The 24379-nt window shown below is 73.5% G+C and carries 19 protein-coding genes and 2 pseudogenes; 13 read left to right on the plus strand and 8 right to left on the minus strand.

What is annotated here, in order from left to right; all coding sequences use genetic code 11:
• The first annotated feature begins 6 nt into the window (after nucleotides 1–6).
• A complete protein-coding gene (locus I003_RS36720) occupies nucleotides 7–138 on the plus strand; it encodes a hypothetical protein (RefSeq protein ID WP_486584111.1) in 132 nt (43 codons plus the stop codon).
• Here the strand turns inward: I003_RS36720 and I003_RS34515 are convergent.
• The 5 genes and pseudogenes from I003_RS34515 to I003_RS0105350 form a co-directional block, all read right to left on the minus strand.
• Nucleotides 135–422, minus strand: a pseudogene (locus I003_RS34515) (RHS repeat-associated core domain-containing protein); the annotation flags it as partial. The gene I003_RS36720 and the pseudogene I003_RS34515 overlap by 4 nt on opposite strands.
• Nucleotides 422–676 (minus strand): annotated as a pseudogene (locus I003_RS34520) (WXG100 family type VII secretion target); the annotation flags it as partial. The pseudogenes I003_RS34515 and I003_RS34520, both read right to left, overlap by 1 nt.
• 63 nt (nucleotides 677–739) lie before the next feature.
• Nucleotides 740–1813, minus strand: coding sequence for a hypothetical protein (locus tag I003_RS0105340; RefSeq protein ID WP_486584097.1), 1074 nt, complete (start codon nucleotides 1811–1813; stop codon nucleotides 740–742).
• Entirely contained in the window at nucleotides 1801–2460 is a 660-nt protein-coding gene (locus I003_RS0105345) for a hypothetical protein (protein ID WP_027770564.1), read from the minus strand. The genes I003_RS0105340 and I003_RS0105345 overlap by 13 nt, the downstream gene beginning before the upstream one ends.
• 189 nt (nucleotides 2461–2649) lie before the next feature.
• The gene (locus tag I003_RS0105350; RefSeq protein ID WP_027770565.1) at nucleotides 2650–4047 is read right to left on the minus strand and encodes a glycoside hydrolase family 10 protein; all 1398 of its coding nucleotides are present in this window, start codon (nucleotides 4045–4047) and stop codon (nucleotides 2650–2652) included.
• A gap of 196 nt (nucleotides 4048–4243) precedes the next feature.
• On the opposite strand from I003_RS0105350, the gene I003_RS0105355 reads away from it, so the two are divergent.
• Nucleotides 4244–7231 (plus strand): FAD-binding and (Fe-S)-binding domain-containing protein, encoded by a 2988-nt coding sequence (locus I003_RS0105355; protein ID WP_027770566.1) that lies wholly within the window; start codon nucleotides 4244–4246, stop codon nucleotides 7229–7231.
• Here the strand turns inward: I003_RS0105355 and I003_RS0105360 are convergent, their stop codons facing one another.
• A complete protein-coding gene (locus tag I003_RS0105360; protein WP_027770567.1) occupies nucleotides 7232–7822 on the minus strand; it encodes a Uma2 family endonuclease in 591 nt (196 codons plus the stop codon).
• A gap of 169 nt (nucleotides 7823–7991) precedes the next feature.
• Between I003_RS0105360 and I003_RS0105365 the strand changes: the two genes are divergently transcribed.
• From I003_RS0105365 to I003_RS0105395, 7 genes are read left to right on the plus strand one after another with little or no spacing between them, the layout of a single operon-like run.
• Nucleotides 7992–8870: a TIGR03084 family metal-binding protein gene (locus I003_RS0105365; RefSeq protein WP_027770568.1), complete on the plus strand. Its 879-nt coding sequence runs from the start codon at nucleotides 7992–7994 to the stop codon at nucleotides 8868–8870.
• The gene (locus I003_RS0105370) at nucleotides 8867–10573 is read left to right on the plus strand and encodes an acyclic terpene utilization AtuA family protein (protein ID WP_027770569.1); all 1707 of its coding nucleotides are present in this window, start codon (nucleotides 8867–8869) and stop codon (nucleotides 10571–10573) included. The genes I003_RS0105365 and I003_RS0105370 overlap by 4 nt, the downstream gene beginning before the upstream one ends.
• On the plus strand, nucleotides 10570–12168 hold the full coding sequence (locus I003_RS0105375) for a carboxyl transferase domain-containing protein (RefSeq protein WP_027770570.1): 1599 nt from the start codon (nucleotides 10570–10572) through the stop codon (nucleotides 12166–12168). The genes I003_RS0105370 and I003_RS0105375 overlap by 4 nt, the downstream gene beginning before the upstream one ends.
• Nucleotides 12169–12206: 38 nt before the next feature.
• Nucleotides 12207–14315: an ATP-binding protein gene (locus I003_RS0105380; protein WP_027770571.1), complete on the plus strand. Its 2109-nt coding sequence runs from the start codon at nucleotides 12207–12209 to the stop codon at nucleotides 14313–14315.
• Nucleotides 14312–15478 carry an acyl-CoA dehydrogenase family protein gene (locus I003_RS0105385; protein WP_027770572.1) on the plus strand — a complete coding sequence of 389 codons (1167 nt, stop codon included), beginning with the start codon at nucleotides 14312–14314 and terminating at the stop codon, nucleotides 15476–15478. Before I003_RS0105380 ends, I003_RS0105385 begins: the two co-directional genes overlap by 4 nt.
• A gap of 32 nt (nucleotides 15479–15510) precedes the next feature.
• A complete protein-coding gene (locus I003_RS0105390) occupies nucleotides 15511–16314 on the plus strand; it encodes an enoyl-CoA hydratase family protein (protein WP_027770573.1) in 804 nt (267 codons plus the stop codon).
• On the plus strand, nucleotides 16302–16988 hold the full coding sequence (locus I003_RS0105395; protein ID WP_051368102.1) for a TetR/AcrR family transcriptional regulator: 687 nt from the start codon (nucleotides 16302–16304) through the stop codon (nucleotides 16986–16988). Before I003_RS0105390 ends, I003_RS0105395 begins: the two co-directional genes overlap by 13 nt.
• 48 nt (nucleotides 16989–17036) lie before the next feature.
• Here the strand turns inward: I003_RS0105395 and I003_RS0105400 are convergent, their stop codons facing one another.
• Entirely contained in the window at nucleotides 17037–18143 is a 1107-nt protein-coding gene (locus tag I003_RS0105400) for a citrate synthase 2 (protein WP_027770575.1), read from the minus strand.
• Nucleotides 18144–18522: 379 nt separating this feature from the next.
• On the opposite strand from I003_RS0105400, the gene pdxH reads away from it, so the two are divergent.
• The 4 genes from pdxH to I003_RS31515 all read left to right on the plus strand — a co-directional run bounded on the left by pdxH (nucleotide 18523) and on the right by I003_RS31515 (nucleotide 23513).
• A complete protein-coding gene (gene pdxH / locus I003_RS0105405; RefSeq protein ID WP_037720142.1) occupies nucleotides 18523–19155 on the plus strand; it encodes a pyridoxamine 5'-phosphate oxidase in 633 nt (210 codons plus the stop codon).
• 609 nt (nucleotides 19156–19764) lie between these two features.
• Nucleotides 19765–21291: a PAS domain-containing protein gene (locus I003_RS0105410; protein ID WP_027770577.1), complete on the plus strand. Its 1527-nt coding sequence runs from the start codon at nucleotides 19765–19767 to the stop codon at nucleotides 21289–21291.
• A gap of 166 nt (nucleotides 21292–21457) precedes the next feature.
• A complete protein-coding gene (locus I003_RS0105415) occupies nucleotides 21458–22144 on the plus strand; it encodes an iron-dependent transcriptional repressor DtxR (RefSeq protein ID WP_027770578.1) in 687 nt (228 codons plus the stop codon).
• A gap of 445 nt (nucleotides 22145–22589) precedes the next feature.
• Entirely contained in the window at nucleotides 22590–23513 is a 924-nt protein-coding gene (locus tag I003_RS31515; protein ID WP_027770579.1) for an alpha/beta fold hydrolase, read from the plus strand.
• Nucleotides 23514–23573: 60 nt separating this feature from the next.
• Here the strand turns inward: I003_RS31515 and I003_RS0105425 are convergent, their stop codons facing one another.
• Complete coding sequence (locus I003_RS0105425; protein ID WP_027770580.1) at nucleotides 23574–24218, minus strand: hypothetical protein; 645 nt, start codon at nucleotides 24216–24218, stop codon at nucleotides 23574–23576.
• Between the last annotated feature and the right edge of the window lie 161 nt (nucleotides 24219–24379).

Raw genomic sequence — 24379 nt, forward strand, 5'->3', positions numbered from 1 at the left:
CTTGCTATGGGGCAGGTCGACGCGCCCCGGGATGCCGTGCTGCTGCATCTTTCCCTGGAAGAAGGGTACGGCGTCGGGGTGGTTCGTGAAAATGAATGGGCTGCGGCCGGGCTTTTCAACGAACTTCGCATCCAGTAGCTCGCCGGATTGGGTGCCGGCGTAAGACCCAGCGGATCGGGCGTGAGATAACGAGCCGTCTCGGGGTCGTAGTGGCGGAAATAGTTGTCATGGAGTCCGGTCTCCTGATCGTGGTATTGACCGGGAAATCGCAGAGGCGTGTACGCGGTGGCGCCGCTGTTCCACGACGTGCTGCCCCACAGCGTGCTCCGGCTCCGCCAGGCCACGGTTCCCGACTCGTCGATCAGTTCCCGCGGTGTGCCGATGAGATCGGTGACGATCGCGAAGAACCGGCTGGCGATCAGTACGCCGCCAGCGCATCCCCCGCAAGGTCGTACGAACGCTGAAGCTTCTTCAGATTCTTGGGGACTTCCTCGAACTCGTCCTGGAACGCCTTCGCCGTCTCCCCCGCCCACCGCAGCAGCGCGTCCTCACCGGCCATGCCCTTGATCTGGCGCAGCGCGTCCGCCACATCATCGGCGAAATCATGCAGCTCACGCGCCAACTGCTTGACCCGCTCCGGATCCCCCGGCGTCGGATCGTCGTCGAGGTCGAGTATGTGCCAGTCGGGGGGTGGTTACCCAGGGTCCCCCTCAGCAGCCGTACGTGGTCCCGCAGGGAGCTAGCGGACGACGGTCTGGATCTCGGCGACGTCGACCTCGGTGGTCGTGTGGAAGACCCCGTCGGGCAGCCGGACAGGGTCCGTCCGACCGGTGCCGGTCCAGCTGATCTCCCAGGTGACCGTGGCCGTCAGCTCGTACGGGCCCGTGCTCTCCGTGGAGCGGAGGTACGTCAGGCCGCAGGGCGGCGCCTCCTCGGAGCGGCCGGCGGCGTACGGGGTGCCGATGGAACCGTCGTCGTTGATGCGGCAGACCCCGTTCCCTGGATACAGCTCGGCGTCGTCCGTGCCGGGATCGATGTGCAGGCCCACGGGCCGGGCCGTGGTGGTCGCCTCGATACCGATCTCGGGGATGGAGGCGCTGACCGCCACGGGGCGGAAGGTGCCTTCGTCGAGCCACACCCACGTCGGCAGGTTGACCTTCTGGTCGGCCGCCCCCGGGCGCAGGGTCGCCTCGTCGCGGGGGATGCGGAGCCTGTCGTACGCCAGTTCGGCCAGGACTTCGGGGGTGACGGCGTTCTCGTACCCGACCGGCGGCGGGTCACCGGTGTCGACCCAGAACCAGGGCTCCATGCAGTCGAAAATCGCGGGGTCGTCCGTGCGGCTCTCGTCGTAGAAGTCGTCCCACCAGTAGCCTTCGCCGGCCTTGTCCTGGTTGAAGTTGTGGTACGGGTTGCCGCGGCTGTACTTGTCCATGAAGTCCGAGGCGAGGGTCCGCCCGTCGGGGTCGTGGATCATCGTGAACCACACGCCCCTGGCCAGTTCCTCGAACTTGTCGGGGTTGTAGGCCGGGCCGTACCAGCAGGGAGGCGGCTCCCAGTCGCTCACGGGGGCCACGGCCCCGCCGCCGTCCCCGCCGGGGCCGTTGCGGGTCTCGTCCCAGACGATCCTGACCTGGGCGTGAATGTTCCCGTTCCCGTCGGACCCGCCGGAGGCTTCCCCGGGAGGCGGCTCGTTGTCGGTGCGCTGGCCACCACGACCCCATTCGGGGTCCTGCGCGTGGCTTGTGCCTAACAGCAGACTGCTCGCCGCCGTCGCGATGACGGCGGCCCTGAGTAAGTTCGTTAAGGCTGGCACCGCTCGGCTCCCCGGTCAGAGATCATGCGGGTCGTCACCCAGATTCCTTCGTCGTTCTTCTCGAGCAGGGAGTTGTACATCACGTAGTTGTCCGCGGAGGGAGGCTGTTCCTCCGGCTTCTTCCCCGACTCGGGGTTCTTGGTGATCCACGACTTGTTCTCGTCGGCGCAGGAGATGACCGAAGCGGTGCGGTCGTCCTTGATGGTGACTTCTCTGTCGTAGTACCGGATGGTGCCCGCCCATTTGTCGCCGGCGTCGACCCACGACTTGATGAAGTCCTTTGTGCCGGCCAGGGCTTCCCCGGAGGTGTAAGACGTCAGGGTCGAGGTGGTCAGCTCACCCGTGAGGATCGCTTCCTCCGCGGCAAGGGCCCGCTGCGCGTGGTCTTGCAGGATGGCGTCCTTGACGGGATCGCCCGTCTCCGACTCCTCGAAGGTGACCTTTGCGTACGAGGGGAGCCGGATCTCCGGGCGGTCCGTCTCCGGTTCGCTCTGCTTCGGTGACGGCGGCGCCGAGGAGGCGTCGTCCGCGCCCGTGACCTTGTCGTCGTCACCCCCGCCCTCGTCGTCCGACCCGCAGGCCGTCAGCAGCAGGCTCGTGGCGGCTAAGGCCGCCAGGGCGGCGGGGAGGGTGTGTCGGCGTCTCACGTCAACTCCCTGTAGGAGACGGGTCACTACGGGTAGAAGACGCTATCCGTGGGGCGCACGGTTTCGCCAGCGCGATCGTTGGCTCGTTGCCGACCCTTCACCGGAGCGCCGACGACGCCTCACCCCAGACAGCCGCCCGCCGGCGGCCACCAACGAGTGGCCGCCGGCGGGCGGGGGGAGGCGGGGGCGTCAGCCCAGGGTCAGGGTGGCCGGGACCGGGTTGCTGCCCGTCCAGGTGCCGTTGAAGCCGAAGGTGACCGAGCCGCCGTCCGGGACGTTGCCGTTGTGCGCGGCGTTGGTGCAGGTCACCGTCGTCCCGCTCTGCTGGCACGTCGCGTTCCAGGCGTTGGTGACCTGCTGGCCCGCGGTGTAGTCCCAGGAGACACTCCAGCCGGTCAGCGAGTCGCCGTCACAGCTCACCGTCACCGCCGCGGTGAACCCGCCGTTCCATTCCTGCGGTACGGCGTAGGCCGCGGTGCAGCCGTCGCCGGGGCCGGGGCCCGGGCCCGGGTCGCCGCCGAGGGCCTCGGCCACCGCGCTGTATGCCTGTTTCGGCTGGTAGCTGTCGTTCCAGAGGGTCGCCGAGCCCTCGCCCGGGAAGACGTCCGGCACCCAGGAGTACTTGTCCGGGAAGCCCCAGACCGTGACTCCGGTGCACCGGGTGACGGCCAGGCAGGCGTCGATGACGTTCGCGTAGTACTGCGACTGGGTGGCTTCCTTCTCCGAGCTGACCGGGAGCTGGATCCGTACGTCCAGCTCCGTGATCGCCACGTCGACGCCCAGGTCGGCGAAGCGCTGCATGTTCTGCCGCAGGTCGCTCGGGAAGCCGTACTGGGTCGCCAGGTGGCCCTGGATGCCGACGCAGTCGATCGGTACGCCCTGCTCCTTCAGGTCGCGTACCAGGTTGTACATCGCGGTGCTCTTCGCGTTGACGCCTTCGATGTTGTAGTCGTTGATGCAGAGCTTCGCGTTCGGGTCCGCCTCCTTCGCGGCGCGCAGCGCGTGCGCGACGAAGTCGGTGCCCATGGCGTTGTAGAAGGGGCTGTTGCGGAACGTGCCGTCCTCGTTGAACGGTTCGTTGACCACGTCCCAGGCGGCGATGTCGCCGGCGTAGTGTCCGGCGACCTGCGTGACGTGGTTCTCCATCGCCGTGCGGACCTCGCCGCTCGGCAGGCTGGAGACCCAGCCGGGGAGCTGGTTGTGCCAGACGAGGGTGTGGCCGCGGATCGACTGGCCGTTCTGCTCTGCGAAGTCGGCGATCCGGTCGCCGGGGCCGAAGTTGAACTGGCCGCGGGACGACTCCACGGTGTCCCACTTCATCTCATTCTCCGCCGTGACCTGGCCGAATTCGCTGCCCAGGATCCCGGTGTACTGGGTGTCGGAGAAGTGCGCCGTCGCGGCGGCGGAGCCGATGAACTTGCCGTGGGCCTGTGCCAGCTCGTTCAGGGAGGCGGCGGCGGTCGTGGGCGGGGCGGCTTCCGCGGGGGCTGCCGCCTGTGCCGGGGCGGCGGTGCCGAGGCCGTAGAGGCAGAGGGCACCGGCGAGTGCGGCGAGCAGGGTCCTGGGCCTGCTGCGGAGTCTTCGCATGTTCCCCTTCTTTCCTCCCCCGCGGGAGGGTGCGGGGGCGGTGGTGGAGTGGTGGCGCCGGATCCGTACGTGCAGGTGGTGAAGGGTCGAAATGTTTCGGGACAGGCTTCGAATCTTTCTGGGGTCGGACGTTAGAGGCGCGAGTGGGGCACGTCAATACGCGCGACGGGGCGGGGGTGTCGGGCACGCTGGGGTCATGGATACGGAGACGGGCGCGGACGCGCATACGGACACCGACGTGGATGTCGTGGCGCTGGAGCGGCGGCTGCGCGACGCCGTCCGCGGCGACGTGGGATTCGAGAACGGGGAGCGGGCCCTCGTCACCATGGACGCCTCCAACTACCGCCGCGTCCCCCTCGGCGTCGTCGCGCCCCGCGACGCCGCCGACGTCGCCGCCGCGCTGGCCGTGTGCCGGGAGTACGGCGCGCCTGTCGTCGCCCGCGGCGGCGGTACGTCCATCGCGGGCAACGCCGTGGGCGCCGGCGTCGTCCTCGACTTCACCCGGCACCTGAACCGGCTCGTCGACCTCGACGCCGGGACGCGCACCGCACTCGTGCAGCCGGGGCTGGTGCTCGACCGGCTGCGGGGCGCGGCGGCGGCGCACGGGCTGACGTTCGGGCCGGATCCGTCGACGCACAGCCGGTGCACTGTCGGCGGGATGATCGGCAACAACGCCTGCGGCCCGCACAGCGTCGCGTGGGGGACGACGGCCGACAACGTGCGGGCGCTGGACGTGGTGACGTACCGGGGGCGGGAGGTGCGGCTGGAGCGGGACCTGGGGGTGCTGCCGGGGCTGGACGAGTTCGTCGCGGGGCATCTGGCGACGCTGCGTACGGGCGGGCAGGCGGACGGGCGTGCAGCCGGGCAGGCGAGGGGGCCGGCGGGCGGCGTACGGGACGGAGCCGGCGCCCCCGGTCCGTACCCCCGTGACCTCTCCGGCTGGCCCGACCTCCCCCGCCGCATCTCCGGCTACGCCCTCGACGCCCTCCTGCCCGAGCGCGGCGCCGACCTCGCCCGCGCCTTCACCGGCAGCGAAGGCACCCTCGCCGTCCTCACCGAGGCGACCGTCCGCCTCGTCGAGTCACCACCGGCCCGCGCCCTGGCCGTCCTCGGCTACGCCGACGAGTCCGCCGCCGCCGAGGCGGCCTCCGGACTCCTGCCGCTGCGTCCCCTGACCGTCGAGGGCATGGCCGCCGATCTCGTGCCCGACGCACAGGCGCTGCCTCCGGGCGGCGCCTGGCTGTTCGTCGAGACCGGCGGCGAGACCCCCGCCGCCGCGCGGGCCGCCGCCGACGAGGTGTGCCGCGCCGCCGACGCCGTCAGCCACACGGTGGTCGCGGACCCGGCCGCGCAGCGCACCCTGTGGCGTATCCGCGAGGACGCCTCCGGCACCGCCACCCGCCTGCCCGACGGCAGCGAGGCGTGGCCCGGCTGGGAGGACTGCGCGGTGCCGCCCGCGCGGCTCGGCGCGTACCTGCGCGATTTCCGTGGGCTGCTCGCCGCGCACGGGCTGCGCGGGCTGCCTTACGGGCACTTCGGCGACGGCTGCATCCACGTGCGGATCGACTTCGACCTGCTGACCGCGCCGGGCATCGCCCGCTTCCGGGAGTTCTCGGGGGAGCTGGCGGACCTCGTCGTCGCCCACGGCGGCTCGCTCTCCGGGGAGCACGGCGACGGGCGGGCGCGGTCCGAGCTGCTGCCCGCGATGTACGGCGACGCGCTCGTCGGCCTCTTCCGCGGCTTCAAGGACCTCTGGGACCCCGACGGCGCCCTCAACCCCGGCGTGATCGCCCGCCCCGCCCCCCTCGACGCCGACCTGCGCTTCGCGCCGCTGCCGCGCGAGCCGGTGCCGGTGGCGTTCGGGTATCCGCACGACGGGCCGGAGGGCGGCGATTTCGCGGCGGCGGTGCGGCGGTGCGTCGGGGTCGCCAAGTGCCGCAATCCGGCGGGGAGCGCGGGGGTGATGTGCCCGTCGTTCCGGGCCACGGGCGAGGAGCGGCACTCCACCCGCGGGCGCGCGCGACTGCTGCACGAGATGCTGGCGGGGGAGGTCATCACGGACGGGTGGCGCTCGGAGGAGGTGCGCGAGGCGCTCGACCTGTGCCTGTCGTGCAAGGGGTGCCGCAGCGACTGCCCGGTGGACGTCGACATGGCCACGTACAAGGCGGAGTTCCTGCACCACCACTACGCCGGGCGGCGGCGGCCGATGGCGCACTACGCGATGGGCCGGCTGCCGCAGTGGCTGCGGCTGACGGCGGCGCTGCGGGCGGCCGGTGCGGCGAACGCGCTGGCCGGAGTGGGGCCGCTGGCGGCGGTGGCGAAGCGGCTGGCGGGGCTCGCGGGCGAGCGGGCGATCCCGCGGATCGCGCGGGTGCCGCTGACGCGGTCGCTCGCACGGGGGACCGACACGGATCCGGACGTGCTGCTGTGGCCGGACACGTTCACGAACTACCTGTCGCCGGAGGCGGGTTCCGCGGCGGTACGGGTGCTGCGGGCGGCGGGACTGCGGGTGGGGCTGCCACCCGGGGCGGGGAAGGTGTGCTGCGGGCTGACGTACGTCTCCACGGGCCAACTGGACCAGGCCCGCGCGGTGATGCGGCGCACGCTGGACGCACTGGAAGGCGGCGGGGGCAGCGACACGAGCGGCGGTACGGGTACGGGCGGCGGGACCGGCGGCGGCGAAGCCGGACCGCCGCTGGTCGTCCTCGAACCCCCCTGCGCCGCCGCGCTCAAGACGGACCTCGTAGAGCTCCTGCCCGACGACGCACGCGCCCCGCGCCTGGCCGCCCGCGTCCGCACCTTCGCCGAGGCCCTGGAAACCGCCGCCCCCGACTGGACACCGCCCCGCCTCGACCGTCCGGTCACCGGCCAGAAGCACTGCCATCAGCACGCGATTCTCGGCGACGCCGCCGAACGCCGCCTGATGGCGAAGGCCGGTCTGGAAGGCGGACTCGCGGCCGGCTGCTGCGGTCTGGCGGGCAACTTCGGCTTCGAACGCGGCCACTACGAGGTCTCCGCGGCCTGCGCCGAGGACCAGCTCCTCCCGGCGGTACGCGAGGCCCCCGAGAACGCCGCGGTCGTGGCGGACGGCTACTCCTGCCGCACCCAGCTCGACCAGCTCGCCGGCATCCGCGCCCGCCACCTTGCCGAACTTCTCGCGGAGGGCCTGCCGGAGGAGGGGTGATCAGTCGGAGGGGAACCTGTCGGTACGGAGGACGAAGCCGAGTGGGGTCACCTTGAGATCGAGGGCCGCGCCGAAGGAGACGACGACTTCCTTGGCGTAGTCGCCGTCCTTGGGCTCGGTGTAGACGTGGCACTTGCGCTGATACGGATCGGCGATCACGTAGACGGGCACGCCCGCGAGGGCGTAGGCGGTCTTCTTCGGGCCGTAGTCGTTCTTCCCGGTGCCGCGGGACACCACTTCAGCGACGAATTCGACGTCCTGGTGGCGCCAGCGACCCCTGTCGTCCGGCTTGGCGTCGTCGCGCAGCTTCGCCACGTCCGGGCAGAAGGCGTTCTCCTCGCCGGGGAAGTCGATCCGCACGCCTGAGAAGACCTTGACGTTGCCGTCGAACGTCCTGTCCAGCGCACGGATGATCTCAAGAATGATCTCCCAGTGAACGCTGCGCTGCGGCACCATGTAGACGACCCCTTCGACGACCTCGATGCGATAGCCCTCGAAGGCGGGGGTCCGCTCGAACACCTCGAACAGGTCGTCCAGGGGCGTCTTGTCATCGGTGTCGGCCATCTCGATCCTGTCGTCGACGAGGGTCATTCCGGCTCTCCTCCCCGCAGCTCCGTGGTGGCATGCTGCCGCCCCGTCAAACGATACGCGCAGCCGCATGGTCACGGACAGTAGCCGATGAGATGATCCAGCAAGCATGCTTGCTTGTTTTCTCCGCCCCTGTCACCCTACTGCGCAGTAGCCACGAGGGGAGCGCACCATGGCGGGCCCGGAGATCATCTCCCTGCTCGACGACCTCCGCGACGAGAGCGCCGCGCTGGACGACCTCGTCGCCCATCTGCCACCCGACCGGTGGGCGCTCGACACGCCCGCCGCCGGGTGGACCGTCGCGCACCAGATCGCGCACCTCGCGTGGACCGACCGCGCCGCGCTCGCCGCCGCCGTCGATCCCGCGGAGTTCCGGCGGATGCTGGCGCACGCTCAGGAGAGGCCGTACGGGTTCGTCGACGACGGCGCCGCCCAGGGCGCCGCGCTGGCGCCGGAGGTGCTGCTCGGCCGGTGGCGGGAGGGGCGCGCGGAGTTGCGGCGGGTGCTGCTGGCGCAGCCCGCCGGGGTGCGGATGCCGTGGTTCGGGCCGGCGATGAGTGTCGGCGGCGTCGCCTCGGGGCGGTTGATGGAGACCTGGGCGCACGGGCAGGACATCGCCGACGCGCTCGGCGTACGGCGCGCGCCCACCGCCCGGCTGCGGCACGTGGTTCGTATCGGCGTGCGGACACGGGACTTCGCATACGCCGTCAACGGACTGACGCCGCCCGCCGCGGAGTTCCGTGTCGAGCTGACCGCGCCCGGCGACGGCGGCGACGTCTGGGCGTACGGGCCGCAGGACGCCGCCGAGCGCGTCACCGGGCCGGCGCTGGACTTCTGCCTGCTGGCCACCCAGCGCGTGCACCGCGCCGACACCGCGCTCGTCGCCGAGGGCGCGGAGGCGGAGCGCTGGCTGGGCATCGCCCAGGCGTTCGCCGGTCCGCCGGGTGGCGGCCGGGCACGGTCCGGGAGCGTCCCCGGCTCCGAAGCCGCCGGCGGCCCGGCCGCCGCGGCCCCTCACGGCGGCCCCGCCGCGCCGGAGGTCCGCCCGTGACCCTCCGTGTCGGCAACGCCTCCGGCTTCTACGGCGACCGCTTCGCCGCCGTCCGCGAGATGCTCACCGGCGGCGAACTCGACGTGCTCACCGGCGACTACCTCGCCGAGCTGACCATGCTCATCCTGGCCCGCGACCGCCTCAAGGACCCCGCCACCGGCTACGCCAAGACCTTCCTCCGCCAGCTCGAAGACGGCCTCGGCCTCGCCCGCGACCGCGGGGTGCGCCTCGTCGTCAACGCCGGCGGCCTCAACCCCGCGGGGCTGGCCGCCGCCGTCCGCGAGCTGGCCGGGCGCGTCGGGGTCCCCGCCCGCGTCGCCCACGTCGAGGGCGACGACCTCACCGCCCGCGGCACGTGGCCCGGCGCCCTCGCCGCGAACGCCTACCTCGGCGGCGGCGGCATCGCCGCCTGCCTGCGCGCGGGCGCCGACGTCGTCGTCACCGGCCGCGTCACCGACGCGGCGCTCGTCACGGGCGTCGCCCAGGCGCACTACGGCTGGGGCGGGCAGGACCCCCGCGACCCCGCCGCATCCGGCGCCGGGGACCTCGACGCCCTCGCCGGGGCCGTGGTCGCCGGCCACGTGCTGGAGTGCGGCCCTCAGGCCACCGGCGGCAACTACTCCTTCTTCACCGAGCACGACGTCCGCCACCCCGGCTTCCCCCTCGCCGAGATCGAGCCCGACGGCAGCTCCGTCATCACCAAGCACCCGGGCACCGGCGGTGCCGTCACCGTCGAGACCGTCACCGCCCAGCTCCTCTACGAGACCGCGGGAGCCCGCTACGCCGGCCCCGACGTCACCACCCGTCTCGACTCCGTACGCCTCGCTCCCGACGGCCCCGACCGCGTCCGCATCTCGGGCGTACGCGGCGAGCCGCCGCCGCCCGACGTCAAGGTGGGCCTCTCCCGCCTCGGCGGCTACCGCAACGAGGTCGTCTTCGTCCTCACCGGCCTCGACATCGACGCCAAAGCCGCCCTCGTCCGCGCCCAGATGGCCCCCGTCCTCGCCGGTGTCGCCGGCGTCCGCTGGACCCTCGCCCGCACCGACCGCCCCGACGCCGACGTGCAGGAGGAGGCGTCCGCCCTGCTCCGCCTCGCCGTCCGGGACCCCGACGAGGCGGCCGTCGGCCGCGCCGTCAGCGGCGCCGCCGTCGAACTGGCCCTCTCCGGCATCCCCGGCTTCCACGTCACCGCCCCGCCCGGCAGCGCGCAGCCGTACGGCGTCTTCGAGGCCGCGTACGTCCCCGCCGCCGACGTCCCGCACACCGCCGTGCTGCCCGACGGCACCCGGGTCCCCGTCGCCCCGCCGCCGCGCACCCGGGCCCTCGCCCCCGTACCGGAACCGCCGCTGCCGCCGCCCCCGCCGCCGGGGCCGACGCGCCGCGTCCCGCTCGGCACCGTCGCCGGCGCGCGCAGCGGCGACAAGGGCGGCAGCGCCAACGTCGGCGTCTGGGCCCGGACGGACGCCGCCTGGCCCTGGCTGGCCCACACCCTCACCGCCGACCGCCTTCGCGAACTCCTCCCCGAGACCGCCCCCTTCCCCGTCGTACGCCACGTCCTGCCGCATCTGCGCGCCCTCAACTTCACCGTCGACGGCCTCCTCGGCGAGGGCGTCGCCTCCCGGGCCCGCTTCGACCCGCAGGCCAAGGCGCTCGGCGAGTGGCTGCGCGCCCGGCACACCGACATCCCCGAGGAGCTGCTGTGACGGTGCTCGCCTCGTCGCTGGACACCGCGGGCCCCGACTACGCCGCGAACCGCGACGCGATGCTCGGCAAACTCGCCGCGCTCGACGCCGAGCACGCCAAGGCCGTGGCGGGCGGCGGCGAGAAGTACGTCGCCCGGCACCGCGCCCGCGGCAAGCTGCTCGCCCGCGAGCGCGTCGAACTGCTCCTCGATCCGGACACCCCGTTTCTGGAGCTGAGCCCGCTGGCCGGCTGGGGCTCCGACTACGCCGTCGGCGCCTCGCTCGTCACCGGCATCGGCGTCGTCTCCGGCGTCGAGTGCCTGATCACCGCCAACGATCCGACGGTACGCGGCGGGGCGTCCAACCCCTGGACGCTGAAGAAGGCGTTCCGCGCCCACGAGATCAGCCTCGCCAACCGGCTGCCGTCGATCCACCTCGTGGAGTCCGGCGGCGCCGACCTGCCGTCGCAGAAGGAGATCTTCATCCCGGGCGGCGCGCTCTTCAAGCACCTCACCCGGTCGTCCGCCGCCGGTATCCCCACGATCGCCGTCGTCTTCGGCAACTCCACGGCCGGCGGCGCGTACGTGCCGGGCATGAGCGACCACGTGATCATGGTCAAGGAACGGGCGAAGGTGTTCCTCGGCGGCCCGCCGCTGGTGAAGATGGCCACCGGCGAGGAGAGCGACGACGAGTCGCTGGGCGGCGCCGGCATGCACGCCCGTACCTCCGGACTCGCCGACTACTTCGCCGTCGACGAGCCGGACGCCCTGCACACCGCCCGCCGCGTCGTCGCCCGCCTCGACTGGCGCAAGGCGCACCCCGACCCGCCGCCGGCCGTCCCGCCCGCGTACCCGGAGGACGAGCTGCTGGGGATCGTGCCGGGCGACCTGAAGGTTCCGTTCGACCCGCGCGAGGTGATCGCGCGGGTGGTGGACGGCTCGGACTTCGACGAGTTCAAGCCGCTGTACGGAACGAGCCTGGCCACCGGCTGGGCCCGGCTGCACGGCTACCCCGTCGGGATCCTCGCCAACGCCCGCGGCGTGCTCTTCAGCGAGGAGTCGCAGAAGGCCGCGCAGTTCATCCAGCTCGCCAACCAGCGCGACATCCCGCTGGTCTTCCTCCACAACACCACCGGCTACATGGTCGGCAAGGACTACGAGCAGGGCGGCATCATCAAGCACGGCGCCCAGATGATCAATGCCGTCTCCAACTCCCGCGTCCCGCACCTGTCGGTGCTCATGGGCGCCAGCTACGGCGCCGGCCACTACGGCATGTGCGGCCGCGCGTACGACCCGCGGTTCCTCTTCGCCTGGCCCAGCGCCAAGTCGGCGGTCATGGGGCCGCAGCAGCTCGCCGGCGTGCTGTCGATCGTCGCGCGCGCCTCCGCGGAGGCGAAGGGGACACCGTACGACGAGAAGGGCGACGCGGCGCTGCGGGCCATGGTCGAGCAGCAGATCGAGGCGGAGTCGCTGCCGGTGTTCCTGTCGGGGCGGCTGTACGACGACGGGGTCATCGACCCGCGGGACACCCGCACGGTACTGGGGATCTGCCTGTCGGCGATCCACACGGCGCCGTACGCGGGGGTGCACGACGGTTACGGGGTGTTCCGCCTGTGAGCGTGTCATCCGCTTCGACGACGGAGGACCGAACTCCCGTGATCCGCACCCTCCTTGTCGCCAACCGCGGTGAGATCGCCTGCCGCGTCCTGCGCACCTGCCGCGAGCTGGGCATCACGCCCGTCGCCGTGCACTCCGACGCGGACGCGGGCGCGCTGCACGTACGGGCCGCGCTGGACGCCGGCGGCGCGGCGGTCCGGCTGCCGGGGAACACCGCGGCGGAGACGTACCTGCGGGCCGATCTGCTGGTCGCGGCGGCGGTGTCGGCCGGCGCGGACGCCGTGCACCCCGGCTACGGATTCCTCTCCGAGAGCGCGGAGTTCGCCCGCGCGGTCGCCGCGGCGGGGCTGACGTGGATCGGGCCGCCGCCGGACGCGATCGAGGCGATGGCGTCCAAGACACGCGCGAAGGAGCTGATGGGCCTCGCGCCCTTCGACCCCGCGAAGGCGGTCGCGTCGGACCTGCCGCTGCTGGTGAAGGCGGCGGCGGGCGGCGGCGGGCGCGGGATGCGGATCGTCCGCGACCTGGCTGCGCTGGACGCCGCGCTGGCGTCCGCCTCGGCGGAGGCCGCCGCGGCGTTCGGGGACGGCGAGGTGTTCGTCGAGCCGTACGTCGAGGGCGGGCGGCACGTGGAGGTGCAGGTGCTCGCGGACGCACACGGGGGTGTGTGGACGCTGGGCACGCGCGACTGCTCACTGCAGCGGCGGCACCAGAAGGTGGTGGAGGAGGCCCCCGCGCCGGGGCTGCCGGCGGGTGTCGCCTCCGCGCTGGAGGAGACGGCGGTACGGGCGGCACGGTCGATCGGGTACGTGGGCGCGGGGACGGTGGAGTTCCTGCTGGCGCCGGACGGGCGGGCGCAGTTCCTGGAGATGAACACCCGGCTCCAGGTGGAGCACCCGGTGACGGAGGCGGTGTACGGGGTCGACCTGGTCGCCCTGCAGGTGGGCGTGGCGGAGGGCAGGCCGCTGCCGCCGTCGCCGCCGCGCCCGTCGGGACACGCCGTGGAGGCCCGCCTGTACGCGGAGGACCCGGCGGCGGACTTCACCCCGCAGACGGGCCCGGTCCACCGCCTGGAGGTCCCGGGCGTCGTGGCCGGGGGCACCGCCCTCCGTCTCGACACCGGCTACGCCGCCGGCGACACCGTCACCCCCTATTACGACGCCCTGCTGGCGAAGGTGATCGTCCACGCCCCGACGCGGGCGGAGGCGGTCCGCCGCCTGACGGCGGCGCTGCGGGGGGCGCGGATCCACGGACCGGTGACGAACAGGGACCTGCTGGTGCGGTCGCTGGAACACGAGGAGTTCACCGCCGGGCGGATGACGACGTCGTTCTACGACGACCACCTGACGGCGCTGACGCGCCCGCCTGCCGACGCCGCCGGGGCGGCCGGTGCCGCCGCCGGAGGCGCCGCGGCGGCCACCGCGCACGACCCCCTCCGGCTCGCCGCCCTCGCAGCCGCGCTCGCCGATGCCGCCGCACGGCATCAGGCGCGCGGGAGCGTGCCGCCCGCCCGGTTCGGGGGGTGGCGCAACGTGCCGTCGCAGCCGCAGCTGAAGGCGTACCGCGCCGAACCCGGCGGCGCGGAGGCCGAGGTGCGCTACCGCCTCACCCGCGACGGCGTCCGCGCCGACGACCTGCCCGGTGTGCGCGTCCTCGCCGCCGCGCCCGGGCGCGTGGTGCTCGACGTCGCCGGGGTCGCCCGCGCCTTCGACGTCGCCGTCTACGACGCCGGCCCCGCGGCGCCCGATCCCGCCGTCCCGGCCGGTTCCCCGCGCTCCGCCGTTCCGGCCGGAGGCCGCCCCGGTGCCCCGGCCGTCCACGTCGACACCCCCCACGGTTCGTACGCCCTGCGTCCCCTCTCCCGCTTTCCCGATCCCCGCGCCGACGCCGCGCCCGGGTCCCTTCTCGCCCCCATGCCCGGCACCGTCGTCCGCCTCGCCGACGGTGTGAGCCCGGGCCGGCCGGTACGGCAGGGCCAGCCCCTCCTCTGGCTGGAGGCGATGAAGATGGAGCACGAGGTCACCGCCCCCGCCACGGGCGTGCTCACCGCCCTGCACGCCGTCCCCGGCCGTCAGGTCGAGGTCGGCGCCCTCCTCGCCGTCGTCGAAGAAGCCCCGCCCCGCGACCAGGAAGGCCGACAGCCATGACCAGCGCCATCCTCGAATCCCAGGAGCACCGCGACCTCCGTGCCGCCGTCGCCGCGCTCGGCGCCCGCTACGGCCGCGACTACTTCACCGCCGCCGTGCGCGACGGCCGGCACACCGACGAGCTGTGGGCCGACGCGGCCAAGGCCGGCTACCTCGGCGTCAACCTCCCGGAGGCGTACGGCGGCGGAGGCGGCGGCATCGCGGAGCTGGCCATCGTGCTGGAGGAACTCGGCGCCGCCGGCAGCCCGCTGCTCATGCTCGTCGTCTCGCCCGCCATCTGCGGCACCGTCATCGCCCGCTTCGGCACCGAGGACCAGAAGCGGCACTGGCTCCCCGGACTCGCCGACGGCACCCGCAAGATGGCCTTCGGGATCACCGAGCCCGACGCGGGATCCAACTCCCACCGCATCACCACCACCGCCCGCCGCGACGGCGACGACTGGGTGCTGTCCGGCCGCAAGGTCTTCATCTCCGGCGTCGACATCGCCGACGCCACGCTGATCGTCGGCCGCACCGAGGACGCCCGCACGGGCAAGCTCAAACCCTGCCTGTTCATCGTCCCGCGTGACGCCGAGGGCTTCCAGCGGGTGCCGATACCGATGGAGCTGCACGCCCCCGAGAAGCAGTTCGAGCTGGTCCTCGACGACGTGCGGCTGCCCGCCGGCGCCCTCGTCGGCGACGAGGACGCCGGCCTCCTCCAGCTCTTCGCCGGCCTCAACCCCGAGCGCATCATGACGGCCGCGTTCGCGCTCGGCCTCGGGCGGCAGGCGGTGGCGCGGGCCGTCGACTACGCCCGAACGCGGCAGGTGTGGAAGGGCGGCGCCATCGGCGTGCACCAGGCCATCGCCCATCCCCTCGCGCAGGCGCACATCGAGCTGGAACTCGCCCGGCTGATGACGCAGAAGGCCGCCGCGCTGTACGACGCCGGGGACGACGCCGGGGCGGGCGAGGCCGCCAACATGGCGAAGTACGCGGCGGCCGAGGCGGCGGCGAAGGCCGTCGACCAGGCCGTGCACACGCTCGGCGGCAACGGGCTCACCACGGAGTACGGTCTTGCCCAGATGCTCACCGCGTCCCGCGTGGCCAGGATCGCCCCGGTCAGCCGGGAGATGATCCTCAACTACGTGTCGCACCAGACGCTGGGCCTGCCCAAGTCGTACTGACGCCGCCGACGTACCGAAGGAGCACCCCACGCATGACCGACGCACCCGCAGGACCGGCCGCCGCCGACGTGCCCGCGCCCCTCGTCCGGACCGCGCGCGACGACCGGGGCGTCCTCCTCACCCTCACCCTCGACTCCCCCCACAACCGCAACGCGCTCTCCACCCGCCTCATGGCCGAACTGCACGACGGCCTCGCCGCAGCGGCGGCGGACGACGACGTACGGGCCGTGTTGCTCACCCACACCGGCAACACCTTCTGCGCCGGCGCCGACCTCGGCGAGGCCACGGCGGCGGCCGGCCCCACGGACGGGCCGCTGGCGCTGGCGCGGCTGCTGCGCGCGGTCGTGGAGTGCCCGAAGCCCGTCGTCGCCCGGGTCACCGGGCACGTCCGCGCCGGGGGCCTGGGGCTCCTCGGCGCCTGCGACGTCGCGGCGGCGGGCACGGGCGCGACGTTCGCGTTCACCGAGGCGCGCCTCGGGCTCGCGCCGGCGGTGATCTCGATGCCGCTGCTGCCGCGCCTCGACGCCCGCGCGGCGGCGCGCTACTACCTCACGGGCGAACGCTTCGGCCCGGAGGAGGCGGCCCGCATCGGGCTGGTGACCCTGGCGGGTGACGACGTGGACGCGCTGCTCACGCCGGTGCTCGACGGGCTGCGGGCGTCGTCGCCGCAAGGGCTCGCGGCGTCGAAGAGGCTGGTCACCGGAGAGGTGCTGCGCGCCTTCGACCGCGACACGGAGCCGTTCGCGGAGCTGTCGGCGTCGCTGTTCGCGTCCCCCGAGGCCCGCGAGGGCATGACGGCGTTCCTGGAGCGCCGGGAGCCGAAGTGGTCCCGCTGACGGACGCCCCCCGGCAGCCGCGGGGACGGGGGCCGCGGCAGGACCGCAGCCGGGCGACGCGGCAGCGGCTGCTGGAGGCGGCGGTCGCGTGCCTGGCGGAGCTGGGCTGGAGCGGGAGCACGGTCAGCGTGGTCGCGGAGCGCGCGGGCGTCTCGCGGGGCGCGGCGCAGCACCACTTCCCGACCCGGGAGGACCTGTTCACGGCCGCGGTGGAACACGTGGCGGCGGAACGCTCGGCGGCGCTGCGGGCGCTCCCGCCGCGGGAGGTCACCGCGGTGGCGGAGGGGCCCTCGGAGGGGGCCGCCGCGGGCGCGGCTCTCCCCGCCGCCGACGCCGCCACCGTCGCCGTCGTGCGCGGAGTCGTCGACCTCTACACGGGCCCGCTCTTCCGCGCCGCGCTCCAGCTCTGGGTCGCCGCCGCCAACGAGGAGCACCTTCGCCCCCGCGTCGCCGCACTGGAGGCCCGCGTCGGCCGCGAGGCCCACCGCATGACGGTGGCGCTGCTCGGGGCCGACGAGTCGGTGCCGGGGGTACGGGAGACGGTGCAGGGCTTCCTCGACATGGCCCGGGGCCTGGGCCTGGCGACCCTGCTCACGGACGACAGCGTGCGCCGCGACCGCGTCGTGGCGCAGTGGTCGCACCTGCTGGCGACGGCCCTCGCGCACTCCCGCTGACCCGCGTCCGCGAAGGCGCCGGACCCGGTACCCGGCCCCCGGGGGCGCTCAGGCCGTGCCCTCCGACTGCGCGTAGCCCTCGATCTCCTGCGGCGACCGCGGCCCCGGTCCCACGTACCGCGCCGACGGCCGCACCAGCCGCCCCGTGCGCTTCTGCTCCAGGATGTGCGCCGACCACCCCGCCGTGCGGGCGCAGGTGAACATCGATGTGAACATGTGCGCCGGCACCTCGGCGAAGTCCAGCACGATCGCCGCCCAGAACTCGACGTTCGTCTCCAGCACCCGGTCGGGCCGCCGCGCCCGCAGCTCCGCCAGCGCCGCCCGCTCCAGCGCCTCCGCGATCTCGTACCGCGGCGCGCCGAGCTGCTTCGCCGTCCGCCGCAGCACCCGGGCCCGCGGGTCCTCCGCGCGGTAGACGCGGTGGCCGAAGCCCATCAGCCGCTCGCCGCCGTCCAGCGCCCGCCGCACATAGCCCTCGGCGTCGCCGGTGCGCTCGATCTCCTCGATCATCCCGAGTACCCGCGACGGCGCACCCCCGTGCAGCGGTCCGGACATCGCACCGACCGCGCCCGACAGCGCCGCCGCCACGTCGGCGCCGGTGGAGGCGATGACGCGGGCGGTGAAGGTGGAGGCGTTCATGCCGTGTTCCGCGGCGGAGGTCCAGTAGGCGTCCACGGCGGCGACGTGCTTGGGGTCGGGCTCGCCGCGCCAGCGGATCATGAACCGCTCGACGACCGTACGGGCCTTGTCGATCTCCCGCTGCGGCACCATCGGCCGCCCCTGCCCGCGGGCGGACTGCGCGACGTACGACAGCGCCATGACGGCCGCCCGCGCCAGGTCCTCGCGCGCGCGGGCCTCGTCGATGTCGAGCAGCGGGCGCAGCCCCCAGACGGGCGCGAGCATCGCCAGCGCGGACTGGACGTCGACGCGGATGTCGCCGGAGTGCACGGGGATGGGGAAGGGCTCCGCGGGCGGCAGACCGGGTTTGAACGCGCCGTCGACCAGAAGACCCCAGACGTTGCCGAACGAGACGTGACCCACCAGGTCCTCGATGTCCACGCCGCGATAACGGAGCGCGCCGCCCTCCTTGTCGGGTTCGGCGATCTCCGTCTCGAAGGCGACGACTCCCTCAAGTCCGGGTACGAAATCGGACATCAGGCGGCTCCCTAGTGTGTGGCGTGCGCCCCGGTGGGGCTCTGCGGCGCACGGGCGGGTCAGCCCCAGGGCGTGGTGTGGTGCGGGGGGTATACCTGCTGGCCAGGTTCCGCGGCGCCATCGCTCGCGGTCCGGGGCGTACATTCCGGGCCACCATAACCGGGGGTGTGGGCTTTCCACAGTGGTCGGGCGGCCGTTCTGTCGGGTTGCCCACATGCGGGCGGGGGTGAGATCGGGCACACTCCGCGGATCCCGGTCCGGAGGGTTACGGACGGCGTCGAGCGGGCAGACTCCCGCACCGTCACGGCCGCTCATACGGCAAGATGTGTGGGTGCGACACGTTGACGTTGACACCGAACGTTCCCTCGATCCTGCTGCCATGCGCGCGCGCTACCGCGCCGCGGGACTCCCGGAGGACTCACTCGCCGCCGATCCCTTCGAGCAGTTCGGCCGCTGGTTCAAGGAGGCCGCGGAGAGCGGGCTGCACGAGCCCAACGCGATGGTCGTCTCCACCGCGGACGCCGAGGGCCGGCCCAGCTCCCGGACCGTGCTGCTGAAGCAGGTGGACGAGCGGGGGTTCGTCTTCTACACCAACTACGGTTCGCGCAAGGGCCGCGAGCTGGCCGTGAACCCGCACGTGTCGCTGCTCTTCCCGTGGCACCCCGTCGCCCGCCAGGTGATCGTCGCGGGCGCGGCGGAGCGTACCGGCCGCGACGAGACGGTGGCGTACTTCCGTACCCGGCCGCACGGCTCACAGTTGGGCGCGTGGGCGAGCGAGCAGTCCTCGACCGTGGCGTCGCGGGCGGAGCTGGACCGGATGTACGAGGAACTGGCCAGCCGCTATCCGGAGGGCGAACAGGTTCCGGCGCCGCCGGAGTGGGGCGGTTTCCGGGTCAGGCCGCGGACGGTGGAGTTCTGGCAGGGCCGCGAGAACCGCCTCCACGACCGCCTCCGGTACGTACGTACCGAGGGCGCGGCCGGCGGCTGGACCGTGGAACGCCTCTGCCCGTAGCCATACGGGACCCAGCCGTACCGGACCAGCCGTACGGATGCAGGCCCGCCGGGTCCGGCGCCGGACCCGGCACCGCTGCCGCGGCGGAAGCGAACAGGCGCACACACAAGGGCGACCCGCGGCCCATTCCCCTGGAGGGGAGCCGGTCGGACGTACCGGCGGACCGCGGGTCGGGTGAACTGCTTGGGATAAGGGCCGGCTGGGCGCGTCCTAGGCGCCCCGGTCCGGCATTGCGCTCAAGCGCGACGGCGGACCACTAGCCCGCAGCCACCTCACGCGTCCGGTACTTCATCATCTGCCGAACCACCTCCCTTCTCGTGTGCCTCACACATTAGGCACGCCCCCGGCCCGTCTCAAGTGATTTCCCGGCGGCCCCCGAGAGGGCGGAAGCCGGCCCGGCCACGGGCCGTGCGCAGCGGGAAACGTGCTGGTCCCCCCGGGGGTTCGGAGAGGGAGCCCGCCGGGTGCCTTTGCGGCGGCGGCTTCCGGCGGAGCCGCTTGCGTGCAACGATTTCGACGGAATGGGGTGTGTGCTGCGTCACGTTCGAGTTGAATGATCCGGGTGCACCACACCACGCACACGATGCCGCGGCGAGCAGGGGGTGCCTGATGAGCGCGACCCGGCGTACCAACCGGGACCGCAAGAACCCCGCCGGCGAGCAGGCCGCGAACGCTCCTGACACAGGAGACGACGCCGCCGGGTCCCCGCCGGCGGCGGACGGGGCGGTGGACGCACCGCCGCAGGACCGCCGCACCGCGGCCCCCGATCTGCTGGTGGCGCTGCTCGACGGCATGGACGCCGCCCTGTGCGCCTTCGACGCCGACGGTGTCGTCACCCACTGGAACCGTGAGGCCGAGCGGCTGCTCGGCTGGACCGCCGCGGAGGCGGTCGGCCGCCGCGGGCTGGCCGGCTGGGCCGCCCGCGCGGAGGACGCCGCCGAGGCGGAGGCGCGGCTGATGGGGGCGATGGACGCGCCGGGGCGGCAGGTGCAGGAGTTCGCCCTGCTGCGCAAGGACGGCGGCCGGGTGCTCGTACGCACCCAGACCTCCGCCGTCCGCCCGGACGGCGGCGAGACGGGCGGCGCCGCCGTCGGGGTCTACTGCGCGTTCAGCGAGGTCCATACGCAGATGGACCTGGAGCGGTCCATCGCCTTCAGCGAGGCGCTCTGCGAGGACGCCGCCTGGGGCGTGCTCCTCGTCGACGCCGACCTGCGGCCGGCGCTGGCCAACGGCCAGGCGGCGCGCGTCCTGCGCGCCCGGCGCTCGGGGCTGCTCGGGCGCCCCTTCGGGGAGCTGCTGGAGCAGGGCGCGGAGGAGGTCGAAAGCGCGCTGCAGCACGTCCTGGCGCAGGGCAGCACCGCGGTCCCCGCCGACGTGTGGGTCACGGTGCGCGGTGAGGCCGGTGGCGATCGGGCGGTGCGGCGGCGGTGCCTGCGCGGCGCGTTCGTACGGCTCGCCTCGCCGCTCGCCGAGCACCCGGTGCCGCTCGGTGTCGGGTGGCTCTTCCAGGACGTCACCGAGGCGAAGCTCGCCGAGGACGCGGCCTCGGTGCTGCGCTTCAGGGACCATCAGCTTCACCGCGCCTCGCGCGCGGCGGCCGAGTGCGCGGACCCGATGGAGGCGGCCACGGTCTACCTGGACTTCGCGCTCGCCGGCTTCGCCGACCACGCGCTGGTCGACCTGGCCGCCACGCCCGCAGAACCGGGCTCCCCGCCCGGTCCCGGTGCGCCGCACGACGCGAGTTCGCCGCCCGGTCCGGTGCAGCTCACCCGGGCCGCGGCCACCCCCGCCGAGGGCCCCGGCCCGTGCCTGCCCACCGGGCCGCACGGCTTCCCCGTGCGCTATCCCGCCGGGCACCCCGCGCTGCAGGCGGTGGAGCGCGGCGGCACGGTGCGCGCGGGCTGCGGGGGCGTGGACCCCGAGGTCGCGGAGGGCTGGTCGGTGGCGCGGAAGTGGCCGCCGGGCACGATGCACGCGCTGTGCACGGTGCTGCGCAGCCGTGGCCGGACCCTGGGGGTCGTGACGTTTCTGCGCGCCGGCGGCCGGCGCGGCTTCACCCGCCAGGACGCGGCGTACGCGGAGGACGTGGCCGTACGGGTCGCGGCCTCCCTCGACCTGGCGGAGCTGCTCGGTTAGGACGCCCGGCGGGGCCTGGTGAAGGCGCTCACGGGGCGGGTGCGGATCATCTTTTTCCCGCAGATCGACGGCGAAAGTCAGGCGAAAAGCTCGCGGCAGGTCCGGTTGTCACCGGGATGCGTCAGAATTGGTGAAGGGCCACCGCACGAGAAATCTAGGGGCACGCATGTCCGGACTGATCGACACAACGGAGATGTATCTCCGCACCATCCTCGAACTGGAAGAGGAGGGCGTCGTCCCCATGCGCGCGAGAATCGCGGAGCGGCTCGACCAGAGCGGCCCCACGGTGAGCCAGACCGTCGCCCGCATGGAGCGGGACGGCCTGGTGCGCGTGGCCGGGGACAGGCATCTGGAGCTGACGGAGGAAGGGCGCATGCTCGCGACCCGGGTGATGCGCAAGCACCGCCTGGCGGAGTGCCTGCTGGTCGACGTGATCGGCCTGGAGTGGGAGCACGTGCACGCGGAGGCGTGCCGCTGGGAGCACGTGATGAGCGAGGCCGTGGAGCGCCGCGTGCTCGCGCTGCTCAAGCACCCGACGGAGTCGCCGTACGGGAACCCGATCCCCGGCCTTGAGGAGCTGGGCGAGAAGTCCGAGGCGGACCCGTTCCTGGACGAGGGCATGGTGAGCCTGTCGGCGCTGGGCCCGGACGCCGGGACGGTGATCATTCGCCGTATCGGGGAACCGATCCAGACCGACTCCCAGCTCATGTACACGCTGCGGCGGGCCGGTGTGCAGCCGGGCGCGGTGGTGAGCGTGACGGACTCGGCGGGCGGGGTGCTCGTCGGCAGCGGCGGCGAGGCCGCCGAGCTGGACGCCGAGGTCGCTTCTCACGTCTTCGTGGCCAAGCGCTAGATCTGTTCGGGCCAGGCCGGTGGCGGGTTTGCGCCGCCACCGCGGTTGGCGTTAAGCGGACCGCGGGATTCCTGTCCGAACGGCAGCGCACGGGGGCGGAGCGTGCCACGCTGTCGCTGACGCCATCAGGGAGGGGTGGGTCATGCCGCTGACATATCCAGGCCCCCGCGTACGTGCCGGGGGCATGTCGAGGGCCCCGGCGCCTGGCTCGCCGGGGCCCCGCCTCCCCGTACCGACCCGGAGCCCCGAGCTCCCAGGGTCGTCTCCCCACGGACCCGATGTCCCCGATGCGGGTCCGCCTCCCGGTCTCTGTCTCCCCGCGACGGCTGCGGCCAATCCCCGGCCGCGGTCACTCAAACGAGGGGTGTGGGGCCTCGTGTCCCGGTGTTCGAATAGGTATTCGATAGCGTGAGCTTCGCCGAACGGATTGGGGGTGTCGGCACACATGGTGCGTCGTATTAATGTGACGGGGGCGGGCGGGCTGCGTCTGGCCGCCTGGGAGTACGGAGCCCCGCCGAAGCGCGGTGCCGACAGCATCGCGACGCGCACGCGGTCCGCCGCCGGTCCGGCCGGAGGGCCGCCGGGGACGGTCCCGCAGGACCGCCCGGGCGTGCTGTTATTGCACGGACTGATGGGGCGCGCGTCCCACTGGGCGACGACCGCCCGCTGGCTCTCCGCCCGCTCCCGGGCCATCGCGCTCGACCAGCGCGGGCACGGGCGCAGCGACAAACCGGGGGACGGCCCGTTCGACCGCGAGGCGTACATCGCGGACGCCGAGGCCGTCATCGAGCAACTGGACCTCGCGCCGGTGGTCCTCGTGGGCCACTCGATGGGCGCCCTGACCGCCTGGCAGCTCGCCGCCCGCCGCCCCGACCTGGTGCGCGGACTGGTGATCTGCGACATGCGCGCCTCCGCGCTGGGCGCGGCCTCGCAGCATGAGTGGGGGGAGTGGTTCCGCTCCTGGCCGGTCCCGTTCGCCACGCTCGCCGACGTCCGCAGATGGTTCGGCGAGGACGATCCCGTCCTGGAGCGCCCGCGCCCCGCGCGCGGCGAATTCTTCGCCGAGGTGATGGCCGAGCGCGCGGACGGCTGGCGCCCGGTCTTCTCCCGCCGGCAGATGCTGCGGGCCCGCGAGACCTGGGTGCACGACGCGCACTGGGAGGAGCTGGCCCACGTGCGGTGTCCGGCCCTGGTGATCCGCGGTATCGACGGTGAGCTGGGGCGGGCGGAGGCCCAGGAGATGGTCCGCGTCCTGCCCCGCGGTGTGTACGCCGAGCTGGAGGCCGGCCATCTGCTGCACCTGGAGGACCCCGAGGCGTTCCACCGGGCGGTGGATCCGTTCCTGAAGGACGTCCTCACGCCGAAGTGACGGGAAGGCGGGGCGCGTTGCGCGGCCCCGTGCGCACGATCCGGGGGGGACGGCCCGGCGCTACCCGCCGACGAACCGGAAGGTCGACGTGATCGCGTCGAACACGTCGAAGAACGAGTCCGCGAGGTCCAGCACCTGACTGCTCCCCGCGACCAGCGCCACCTTGCCCTCCTGGCCGGGGACCGGAATGAAGGTCTGCATCAGCACGGCGCGGATCGTGCGGTCGTCGCCGGGGATCTTGATGTCCTCGACGCCCTGCGTGCGGGCCGCCGTTCCGATGCCCTCGATCTCGACCGTCGAGACCTTCCGCCAGGCGTCGCCCTCCTTCTTCGGCCGGATCTGCTTGATCTGGCCGACGATCAGCGACGGGTCGGTCGGCAGCAGCTCGCCGCTCTCGGTGCGGGCGCCGATGAGGGAGACGGTGATCGAACCCGTCACCGGCACGTCGCCGCCGAAGCTCTCCGCCATGCAGCCGCAGTACAGGGCACCGGAGGCCCAGGCGTCCTTGGCGGCCCTGCGCAGGAAAGCCTCCAGCACGCCGCGCTGCTCGGCCAGTTCGGGGTTGCGGCGGACGCGGTCGTTGACCATCTGCCGGATGGCGTCGTCCCGCGACTCGGGCCGTACGTCGAACTCCCACCACGATTCCGGCACCCGGATCCGGAAGCCTCCGCGCTCGATCGTGAGTGCTTCCATCCAGCGGCTCATCCTGCCCCCTCGTGTCGCACGTGTCGTATGCCCGGCCGTCTGCCGGGCTCCGCTGCCGGGCCGCGGCGGCGAGGTTATCCACAATCCCGGATACGCGCTGTTCCCGCGAAGCCCGGGGCGGATATCGTTTCGTAGACCCTAGTGTCCGGGCTGAACGCATT

The organism is Streptomyces sp. CNQ329 (assembly GCF_000482585.1).